The organism is Pseudoalteromonas sp. NZS71_1 (assembly GCF_015864305.1).
Classification (GTDB): domain Bacteria; phylum Pseudomonadota; class Gammaproteobacteria; order Enterobacterales; family Alteromonadaceae; genus Pseudoalteromonas; species Pseudoalteromonas arctica.
This window is the reverse complement of the sequence record NZ_JADYXM010000017.1, coordinates 78,486-89,989: the sequence shown is the minus strand read 5'-3', so window position 1 is coordinate 89,989 and position 11,504 is coordinate 78,486. Positions and strand designations below refer to the sequence as shown.

General features: G+C 37.1%; 7 protein-coding genes. 2 read left to right on the top strand and 5 right to left on the bottom strand.

Annotated features, from left to right (window positions below; genetic code table 11):
• Positions 1-517: 517 nt before the first annotated feature.
• Positions 518-3,454, bottom strand: coding sequence for a TonB-dependent receptor (locus tag I6F43_RS18075; protein WP_197103444.1), 2,937 nt, complete (start codon positions 3,452-3,454; stop codon positions 518-520).
• A 492-nt stretch (positions 3,455-3,946) separates the two neighbouring features.
• Here I6F43_RS18075 and I6F43_RS18070 point away from each other — a divergent pair, with 492 nt between their 5' ends.
• Complete coding sequence (locus tag I6F43_RS18070; protein ID WP_197103442.1) at positions 3,947-6,244, top strand: hypothetical protein; 2,298 nt, start codon at positions 3,947-3,949, stop codon at positions 6,242-6,244.
• Between the two features lie 350 nt (positions 6,245-6,594).
• Here I6F43_RS18070 and I6F43_RS18065 read toward each other — a convergent pair whose 3' ends face one another.
• Positions 6,595-7,296, bottom strand: a complete 702-nt coding sequence (locus I6F43_RS18065; RefSeq protein WP_197103440.1) for a metallophosphoesterase — start codon at positions 7,294-7,296, stop codon at positions 6,595-6,597.
• A gap of 215 nt (positions 7,297-7,511) precedes the next feature.
• Positions 7,512-7,760, bottom strand: a complete 249-nt coding sequence (locus tag I6F43_RS18060) for a YfhL family 4Fe-4S dicluster ferredoxin (RefSeq protein WP_197103439.1) — start codon at positions 7,758-7,760, stop codon at positions 7,512-7,514.
• A 220-nt stretch (positions 7,761-7,980) separates the two neighbouring features.
• On the opposite strand from I6F43_RS18060, the gene I6F43_RS18055 reads away from it, so the two are divergent.
• Complete coding sequence (locus I6F43_RS18055) at positions 7,981-8,874, top strand: LysR family transcriptional regulator (protein WP_197103438.1); 894 nt, start codon at positions 7,981-7,983, stop codon at positions 8,872-8,874.
• Positions 8,875-8,918: 44 nt separating this feature from the next.
• Here the strand turns inward: I6F43_RS18055 and I6F43_RS18050 are convergent, their stop codons facing one another.
• Both I6F43_RS18050 and trhP read right to left on the bottom strand, forming a co-directional pair.
• Positions 8,919-9,791 (bottom strand): DMT family transporter, encoded by an 873-nt coding sequence (locus I6F43_RS18050; RefSeq protein ID WP_197103437.1) that lies wholly within the window; start codon positions 9,789-9,791, stop codon positions 8,919-8,921.
• Positions 9,792-10,045: 254 nt separating this feature from the next.
• Positions 10,046-11,431, bottom strand: coding sequence for a prephenate-dependent tRNA uridine(34) hydroxylase TrhP (gene trhP / locus I6F43_RS18045; protein WP_197103436.1), 1,386 nt, complete (start codon positions 11,429-11,431; stop codon positions 10,046-10,048).
• Positions 11,432-11,504 lie beyond the last annotated feature (73 nt).

The following is an 11,504-nucleotide window of genomic DNA, read 5'->3' as shown; positions in this document are numbered from 1 at the left end:
GGTTGGCTGTTAGAACTCAATCTGTACGAGTGCCCACACAGATGATTGCTTTATATTGTTAAAGAACGTTTTGAGTCGCTTTAGCGTCTCAAGGGATGCGAATAATACACCCTTTATTTTTCGAGTCAACACTTAGTTTTAAACTTTCTTTTTGAAGATTTAAAACCGAAGTTTTATTTAACTCTCTGAGTTNTTTGAAGATTTAAAACCGAAGTTTTATTTAACTCTCTGAGTTGTTCGTGCCTCGCTATGCGTTGGCGTTTCCTGTCTCAGTGGGGTCGCATTATAGGGAGATTCGAGCGGGGGTCAATGTTTTATTTCAGCTTTTTGACAATTAAATGAATTTAGTATGAAAGCTATACAAACAAAGGGCTACAGAGCTTTTATTGCCTATTAAACAACCAACACATGAGCAGTTAAACTATGTGCATACATAAAACTACAATAGTAGGTGCGTTAGGCTAAGCCAACTACAGTTTTTAGTTGGCGTTTAATAAAGTCTTACGTATGCCGTTAATTAAAAACTATAATTAAAGCCTGCGTAATAGCGTCGCCCTGAATAGCTTGAATTAAGTAATCGTGCATCTGTATCATCACCTAAACGCGTTACCGATTCCGACTTAGTTAAATTAATAACAGCAGCGGTTAAGCTTAGTCCTTCGTATAAGTTAACCGATGCATTAACATCAATCTGTTCGTATGGATCTTGATATACATTTAACCCACTATTAAGGCCTAATACTGTCTCCCCTCGTTTGTTATATGAAGCGCGCACATTAAAAGCGTCACCTTCATAATAAACAGAGGTGTTGTACTGATACTTTGCACTACCTATTAATGCCGACTGACCAAACTCTTCACCATTTACTGTTACATCTGCTTTATTGGTTTTGTTATAGGTGTAGTTTGCATAAAAACCAAAGCCATTATCAAACGCATGCTGGACAAATACTTCCGCGCCTTTAGATACTGCATCGGTACCATTACCTACAGTACTGTACGGAGCTATATTAATGATTCCTACATCTACTATATTATTTTTACCGGCAAAGTTTTGCTCTACATCAATTACCAGTGGCACAACAAAGTTATCTACTTTCTTATGAAAAAGTGCCAATCCAACCGCAGAACCCTTTGCATAATAATACTCAATAGATAAATCAGCTTGCACCGATTCAAATGGCTTCAAGTTTTTATTACCACCACTACCGCTAAAACCTGGCTGTTCATTAAATGCAGCTCTATCATTTGCCCATTCATCCGATACGAACGTAATACGCTGCTGCGCACCTAAATCGCTGTAATCAGGACGAGACATTACTTTTGCTATTGCCCCACGAATAACTAAATCGTCAGTTGCATCCCACGCTATATTAAAGCTTGGTAGTATTTGAGTGTCTTTGTTTTCTTGAGTGACTAATTGATAGTCTTCTACAAAGCGTGCGTCACCAGTTACTGGCTCGCCTGTTTCGTCATTTGTGTGATCTAATTGGTAGGTATATAAGTCAGTAGATGAAGTAAGTGTTTTTGTTTGCACAACACGCACGCCCAAATTACCTCTTACTTCACTAAATTCAAAATCGCCTTGTATATAAAAAGCAGATATCTTCTCTTCAATGTCGTAAACAAAGTTATCTTCAATGCGTGTATAAGGTACATAGTTAGCAGTGACCATATCGCGGTATTTGTCCCAGTCGATACTTGGCATTTGGTTTATATCAAAACCCCCTACTATATTACTCTCACTAGTAAATACATTTTGAGCTAATGGCATTCCACCATTCCATTGGTAGCTGTCAAAACGCGTAATACCTTGCTCGCTTGCTTCGCCCGCAGCAATATCAAAATTAGGATCTAAAAAGAAGGTATTACCAGTTTCACGATGAAGCGTGGAGTTACGGTATTTGACACCGGTTCTAATTGTTTTTAAAAAGCCCCAATCAACATAAAAATCCACATCAGCTTGGTAATAATCTTCTTCTAACTCACTGCGTACAAAACTTGAGTTTGAAGAGCCAGCATCACGACCGCCTCCAATTCCACTTTGCAAGTTAGCTAGTGTATTAGGGGCAATATTAAGTGATACATTATTTTGGTTGAGTGACCAGCCTGCCGTTTGAGCAGCATTTTGAATAGCAGTGGCGTTTTCGCCCGCGTTTGAACTTTTATATGCAGCTTCCCAGCTTTCTTCCGGCCCCCCTTCTGATTTTGTATTACCCACGACAAAACGCGCTTTAAAATTATCGCCTTCATAAGTTAAATTAAAATCAAAGGTATCGGAGGTGGATTCTTCACGTACATAACTGCCGCGCATCCACGGAAACTGCATATCACTTTCAATACCGCTTGCCATCGCATTGTATTGCATACCAGTGACAATAGTTCCCGACTCATCAAGATTTACATCCGTTAAAAAATCAGGATTTAAAGACCACTCTGGTATATCAATCACAGATTCTGTTCTGTCTTGGCCGAGTGTAAAGCCAAAGTAATTAAAGCCAAGCTCTAAACGATTTGTTGGTCGCCATTGCGTACTAAATTGAATTCCTTCGCGCTCACGTTTTTCGTTAAGAACTGAACCTCGCACAACTTGTGGAAACCAAACTCCATCGTAACTGTTGCCGTTTGCATCATTAATAGTATCCCAACCATTATTGTTATTAACTGCGTTACCGTTTATATCTGTAGGTTGCCCAGTACCAGTATAGCGCCATACATTTGCATCAGTTCCGCCCGAAAGTGTCCTGTTTATTCGTTCCTGATAGGTATAGCCAACTAATACACCAAAGTTTTCGTTGTCGTTTTTCCATGAATATAAACCCGTAAACTGTGGTTCATATTCTTTTGTAACATCAGCGTAAGTACTCTCTACATTAAATACACCCGAGTTTGCATCCATACTCAAAGGCTTTCGGCTATGCATTAATACAGTACCACCAACCCCTCCTTCATCTAAGCGTGCCTCTGGCGATTTATAAACCTCTACACTCTCAATCATCGAAGACGGTAACAAAGCATAATCAAACGAACGCGAAGGCTCTCCCGGAGAAGACGCAATAAAATTACCATTAAGCTGTGTAAAGGTAAGTTCTGACGATAAACCACGAATACTGACAGATGAACCTTCTCCACCATCACGCTCAATTACCACACCAGGTACACGTTGAAGAGAGTCGGCAACGTTTTTATCAGGGAATTTTCCAATGTCTTCCGCGGTAATTGCATCAACCACAGAGCCAGACATACGTTTTACATCTAAGTTTTCGGCCATGCTTGAACGGATACCACGTACTTCTATTACTTCTATATCTTTTTTTATTTTTGCTTCCTCGGTTATTTCTGCACTAAATGCATTGGCGCAACCTATCGCGGATAAAATAGAAAGACACAATGTTGATTTTGAAAGTTTAGACGAAGCGTGTACTGAGTTATTATTATAGCTAAGTGCTGTCATAGGAAGTGCTATTCCGTTTAAAGCTGCTTATGTTGATTCAAGCAAGTTAGTTAATCATTCTGCAGCAATCAAATTGACGCAAAGAAAAAAATTTTGCTAATTTTATACAACCAAACTTAATCTTTTATTAACGAGAGCTTAAAATTAGATGAGCTGCTTTCAGGCAACAGTGAATAAAAAGCTCATGTAGACAGCACCTTTAATACCTAAGCTAATATTTATTTTTAAGGTGTATTAGGTAGATTTTCAAAGAATATAGACTAAAGTTATTTAAAGAACTTTATAACTATAAAAAATATTTAACGCAACCCTAAAGAGTTAGTTGGTGACAGAGGGAGATATTTACTTTTAATTATCGTATAAATCTAGTCATATGCTAAAACACCACTAAATATAACTGGTTTATATATCGTTGTTTATTCAATATTTTGTATTTTAATACTCGCTTGGATGAATATTCCTAATAAATTAACCTTGAATAGGAGCTTATTTATGAAAAGTAATATTAAATTAATCATTGCTGTATGTTTTATTATTTGGTTTATCAATGACAGCAACGCCCACAGTGCAAAATCTAACTTTGATCTAGATGACAATGGCTTATATGATGACTACGAACGTAAATTGTTACTTGATTTTCTTGGGGGAAAATATCCAGAAATCAACGCTAATTACGACACTAATGATGATGGTAAGGTAACAGTACTAGAGCAAACCACTGGTCGACTCCCATTATCGCTGCGTATTCCCAAACGCGCAATTGATAGCACAACCAAAGTTCCTTGGGCTTTAAACCTTTTTCCTGAGTGGCTTATGTCTGCTTATTTTCAAGAAGACACTGTAATAGGTAATGTAATAAATCATTCTTCTCGCGGAACTATTATAGCTAATGCAACACAAGCAAATCTCTCCCTTCAACCAGCCAAAACAAGAAAAAATAATGGTATTGAATTTACGGAGAATTCTGGGCAATATTTAATAATGCCTGGTCAGCGCGATGCTAGATGGAATTACAGATGGATGCTTTTTACTTTTAGGATCGATGCTAATACAGGTAATAATTCTGAAACGGTTTTATTAGATATTAACCATGGTAAAGGTTCAAATAAGTCATCTCCTAAAATCTGGTATAACAAAACAAACGGTCTAAGTATTCAGTATGTCGGTCTAAATAATAATGGTCTTGATAAACGAATTATGACCACTAAAAATGGCGTGGTCGCAGATGGTAAAACATGGAATGTTATTGTTGCCGGGATCCGCTATGGTCAGATGTTCGCCTCCGTAAATGGTACATTAATATCTAGTGAAACAGTCCAACCAGATCGCTTTTCAGGCGAGTGGATTAGTAATACTTCCTCATACATTGGCGATAAAGATATTGGTAATATGGCTTGGGCATATGATTCATTAGTATTTGGTTTAACTGAACCATCAGAAGCTATGGTTCAAAAAATGACTGGCTGGGCTGCTTATCGTCTTAGTACTAATAAAGCGTTATTTAGTAATGGAATATCTTCAATTGATCTGCCAAACAAGCATCCATATAAAAATATTAGACCTGTAATGGATGCTGAAGACTTCCCTTATCGTTATATTCATAATGAAAAAGAATGGACGGCTTGGGGGAGCTCTATTAATAGCTCTGAAGTACGCATTAATGGTGGTGGGGAACGTGTATCTACAGACGACTTTGAAAGAGTATTTTATGATGACTTTCGTAATAATCGAGTAAAAGCGAGTTTTAGTGGTGAATCTGACCTTTGGTCTGCACCTGGGTTTAATCCGGCAGTTGGCGCGAGTGCTCAGCTGATGCCTCCTAGTGAAACATTTAATGTTTATCCCCATGATGAAGATGAAAAAAAACAATCTCTTTTGCTACGAAAACAAAACGAAAGATGGAAAGCGAGTGCTTTTTATAGCGTGAATGATCTTGGACATGGATATACTTGGACTGGGCCAAAAATTTTTCGAATTCGTAGTATGCTTCCTAAAATAAACAAAAATGATTTGCCTGGGGGGTTATTTCCAGCATTTTGGTCTTATAATCCTGATTTTTTGTTTTGGCGAACAGCAAACCGCATCGAAGTAGATTGGTTTGAATTCGATGGAAAAAATGGAGCTTGGTTGAACGGGCTTTCTTCTCATTACCACTATGCTCATGTACCAAACATATTTGCAAAAGATGACTCTAGTTATAAAAGTTACAAAGCATATTGGGGAGAACTGACGGAGCAAAAAAGTAAAATTGAAGGTGGTCTTGAATTTTGGGATGGGCAATACCACACCTGGGAATTTGTTATTGATAATGACATGACTTATATAAATGTGACTATTAAAGATGAAGCTGGGAATGAAAAGTGGGTTGAAGTTGGTCGTGTACCAACCGCACCAACTTATCTTGAAAGGCTTGATTTGCAACTTGACTATGCGCTCAGATCTTACGATGGCAATCCGACGAGCGATCAAGAAAGCTTCACCATAGACTCTATTGAAGTACTACAAAAAACATCAAACATAATAAAAATCCCAAAATCCTTTATCAGTAAACCAATTATTACAGGAGAAAAAGTAGTTGGTGGCACCATAATCTGCCAAGCTAATTTACAAGATATTACAGATATTCGTTATTATTGGTTTGCTGATGGTTATCCGTTAACATACACCGCAACTAATACCTACGATATTACGAGTGAAGAATCTGGGAAAGAAATTCGCTGTATGGTAAAAGCGGTTGGCGCACTTAACATGCCAGAAGCTTGGACTGAGAAAGTAGCTATAGCAGAATAATATAGATGATCTATGGGTTATAACGGAGCTTGTATATTTACTTACACAAAATAAACAGCTATTTACTCCGTAATTTAAAATCTACATAGCTCCTTCAGTAAAATTTAACCATTAAAGAACTGCTATTCTTTAATGGTTAAATTTTTCAAACTGGGGATAATTTAATCTCTGTAAAAAGTAGAAATCGCCCCAAAAAAGTTTATACCGCAGCTATTCAGTATTTATATAGTTATAATTTTCTGATCATTTGTTTAAAGCACATATCCACGCTTAGCATCCTTAGTATTGTGCAAAAAAAGTACTTTACTGAAAATTAACTTATATGAGGTCAACAACCAACGAACTTTATACTACTTCTCTAATTTATTAATAACATCAGAGAGTTCTAAGAGTGTAGGCTTTCCACCATAATAATTGGTATCTATATGATAGCTATTACCCACCCAGAAAGGTGCTTTAGTTGAGTTATGTCCATGTATTGAAAAGTCGACTCCATGACTTTTAACTACCTTATTTTGTTTAACTACTTCGCGATCCCACAATAGAGATTGCACAATCACCGATTTATCATCAGGGTAATTTTCCCAATCCCACGATTGTGCAAATGTATGAGACAACCCAACTTTATAACCGCGATATTCAAGTACTATTGAAAGAGGTTTAGTTAGTAACTCATCGCACATAACATTGAGCTTTTCACTCGATACCGACTTGTGCCAATTGCCACCATTGTCAGTCCATAATTTAAAAGCCGCTTTATCATTACTTAATAATGATTCCAACATTAAATGCTCATGATTACCTAATATCATACATGCCCTAATGGCTTGTAAGTATGTAAATAAGTCATATGTTTTATCCCCGCGATCAACAAAATCGCCTAGGCAAAACAAAGTATCTCTTTCAGGGTTAAAATTTACGTTATTAAGTGCGTTTTTTAAGGCAGGTAAATCACCGTCAAGATCGCCAATTACAAATACTCGGCACTCATCATTAATAAATATGGCTTGTTTTGAAGATACAGCCTGAATAGCGTTAATACCTATATCCAAAATAGACTCCTATAGAATGCAATCTAAAACTTAGATTAATACTTGAGTTTATAAAGCCTTAAGGTAACACAATATAGTTTATAATTAATGAAGGTAATAAGATTTGATTGAAACTAAAAATGCATGACGGCGGACTTTAACTACAAGTTAAATAAGTAATGTAGATAGTGTTTTTAGCCAATAGTAAAAGCGGCTTAGCAAAATACCTGAACAAGTTATAAGTTCGTTAGCAGCACAAATTTTTCTGCTAGTTCGTCCAAGGTTACACGCTTATTCGGATCGGGCTTTATGCAGTCAATAAGGCAAACACTCACGCAAGTAGGTTTATCATAATGCCCTACACACTCAGTACATTTACTAGCATCTATTTGGTATATTTTAGCGCCCATATAAATAGCCTCATTAGGGCACTCTGGGTCACACATATCGCAGTTAATGCATTTGTTATTTATGAGTAGAGCCATTTTCTAGCCTCGTTAATTAAAATTCATATAAAACAAGAACTGAAGAAAAATAGAGCCTTTACTGCTTTATTTTAAATTATATGATTAACAGCGTTAAATTATGCATTTTATTGACTTTTTCTTTGTTGATCTTTATCAATAAAAACTTCTGGCTTCTCTAATGAAATTTTAAAGCGTCGCTGTTAATATTGCCTATATCCTAAACAATAAAGTAGTTCTGATGGCAGCTAGTTATTCTCTCGATGATTTACGTTACTTTTGCACCATAGTAAAACTAGGTAGCTTTAAAAAAGCATCAATAAGCCTTGATATGTCACTATCAACTTTGAGCCGTAGAATACGTTTATTAGAGCAAGCACTTCAATTAACGTTACTAAATCGAGATGCCCATCGAGTTACACTTACGCATACTGGCGAGTTATATTACGATCGCTATCGTAAACTATTCGATGAAGTAGAGTGTATAGAGCAAGCACTTTGTGATGAGAAAGACCAACCTAAAGGGAAAATTAGGATCTGTGCACCCATTTACATGGGTAAACATTTTTTAAGTGCTATTTTTTGTGATTTTTTACTGCAGTATCCCGATATTCAACTAGATTTACGCTTTTCAAATAACCTTATTGATATTGAAAAAGAAGGGATTGATATAGCGTTTAGAGTAAGAAATCCTGCCATTGATAATTGGGTTATTAGGGAGCTTAAGCTTACTCACAATATATTATGTACTCATTTAGACTATGATTATCAATCCATCACTCATCCTGAGCAATTAGAAGAGCAACCAAAAGTTACGTGCGTTGGGTTGGTACCGTGGCAATTAAAAAATCAGCAAACGAGTGAAGAGTACAGTTTTAATCCAAACAAACATGTTCGATTAGAAGTTGATGAAATTCAAATGATGAAACAAGCCGTTGAATCTGGTGTGGGTATTAGCTATATCCCTGATTATATAGCATTACCACTTATTAAAGCCGGAAAGATTAAACGTATTCTTCCTGATTGGCAAAGCAAAGGGCAGCCATTTTCTATGCTTTATCGCGACAGAAAACAAATCCCTTATCGAGTGCGATTACTTATAGAGTATACACTGCAACACTTTACTAAAATGTAGCAGTGTAGGCTTTTCACAGCAAAGTAATTAAGCTAATTCATCTTTTAAAAACTAAGCCTTAGTACGATTACACCTAAAAATGCCGTTGTTAATCCTATAACTTCTTGGCGTGTAAAAGACTCTTTTAGAATGATGCGTGAGTACAACAAAATAATTAAAATATTCATACCTGAAATCGCTGAAACTAGCCCTGTATTACCAATAGCAAAAGCCGATATTATTGCAACCATGCCAGCCACATTAGTTAAACCAATAAGTAACCCGCACGAAAATGTTTTACCGGCAGACCAATATGCTTTGGAGCTGCCTTGCTCTGCTAGCATTTTTTTACGCTTTACTAACCAACTAACGGCAAAAAGAAAGCTACCAAAACCAAACATAGACGTTAAAGTTGCAAACGTATCCGCCTCAAGAAGCGTTGATTGCTTACCCATTAAATCATTAAATGCAAAGAACAGTGCCGCGAGTAATCCCCATTGCGCGCCTTGTAAGTTACTTAATGAGATATCGCTGGAGTAGCGAATAATATAAAGACCGCCAAAAATAATAAAAAAGCCGATTAATTGAACAACAGTTAAGGTCTCTTGCCATAATAAAAAGGCAAATAAAAGTACAAATAAAGGCGTTAACCCCGACAGGATGCTAATTAAAGACGCCTTTCCGGCCGAAAACCCTTTGTGCAAAAACCCATTAGCTGCAAAAGATCCAAAACCTAAAGCGAGCCCAACAGTAATGTCAGCCCAGCCGTACCATGTGTGTTCAAATATTACAGTACCTAGCGCGCTAATTATGAAGCCTACAAAAAAAACACCGAATAATAATAGATTACGGTTAATCTTTTTTTGCGACGTCCATTGGTACATTATTCCTCGAGCACCAAAAAAAACGGTTGCGAGTAATGCAAAAATTATCCACATACTAAAATGATTCCTTTAAAAACAAAAAAGTAATTGTGTTCAGCGCTTTAACAACACGTGTTAAATGTGAAGGCCTAGTATATTCGCTTTTTAAATTTTATAAATAAGCATTACTGGCAATATAGGTTTCATAAATGGCATTTACATAAATATAGGTTAGTTATTTTATTAGGGAGTGTAGAAAATATAACTGCTCAATTTTACTTTACTGACTATATTAGATAATAAAATGGTCTGAGCAGTTACTAAAAAGGCTAACTAGGTTGTTTAAATGGATTACGAGTATCTTGATGCTCATCAAGATTACGCATTAAAATAGCGTGCGCTAAGTTAATGCCTTCATTTAGCGGTATTTTTACAATGTGACCAGAGCCTTTAGCATCGCTAATAGTTTCCCCCTTTTTGTTTTCCATATATTCAAGCTTAAAAGTAATGTTACCTTGTGGTGTCATAAGCTCTAAGGAGTGACCTGTACAAAATTTATTTTTAACGTCAATTTCAACTAAGCCATTTTCGCTACGTCCTAGCACCTCGCCTACAAATTGCTGTTTAGTTGATACAGAATGACCGTACTCATAGTTTTGATAATCTTGGTGAGCGTGGCGTTTTAAAAAGCCTTCGGTATAACCACGATGCGCTAGATTTTCGAGAGTTTTAAATAAGTTAGTATCAAATGGTTTACCCGCAGCTGCGTCGTCTATTGCTTTGCGATAAACTTGTGCTGTGCGCGCTACATAATAAAATGACTTAGTACGCCCTTCTATTTTTAAACTATGTACACCCATTTTTGTTAACTGCTCTACGTATTGCACTGCGCGTAAATCTTTTGAGTTCATAATATAGGTGCCGTGCTCATCCTCGAATGCAGGCATGTACTCACCAGGGCGGCCTTGTTCCTCTAGCATAAATACATCGTTACTTGGCGCGCCTTCGCCCAGTGTAGGAATAACCTGTTTTGGGTCAATTTTATGCACCATTTCGCCGGTTTCGTTTTCAACCCCAGGTTTTACATCATAATCCCATCTACATGCATTAGTACACGTGCCTTGATTTGGATCGCGCTTGTTTATATAACCAGAGAGTAAACAACGCCCTGAATACGCCATACAAAGCGCACCATGTACAAACACTTCAAGTTCGGTGTCTGGGCAGAGTGTGCGTATTTCTGTTATTTCTTCGAGCGATAGCTCCCGTGATAAAATAACGCGTTCAATCCCCTGCTTTGCCCAAAATTGTACACTCGCGTAATTTACCGCATTTGCTTGCACCGATAAGTGAATTGGCATGGCCGGCCATTTTTCACGAACAAGCATAATTAGACCAGGGTCTGACATAATCAGCGCATCGGGCTGCATCGCAATAACAGGTTCTATATCACGTAAATACGATTTAACTTTGGCATTATGCGGCGCAATATTAGACACAACATAAAACTTTTTATTTTGCGCATGCGCTTCACTAATGCCTACTTTCAGAGTATCTAGATCAAACTCATTATTACGCACACGCAAACTATAACGAGGCTGCCCCGCATAAACCGCATCTGCGCCATAAGCAAATGCGTAGCGCATGTTTTTCAAACTGCCTGCGGGGCATAATAATTCAGGAATAAAAGGCATTGAGGAAATAACGGGTGGCATGTGCGCTCCATACATCAAACTGGGTTTAAGCCAGTTGCATAAGTAGTTAACCTGAACTCTGAAAAATAAATCT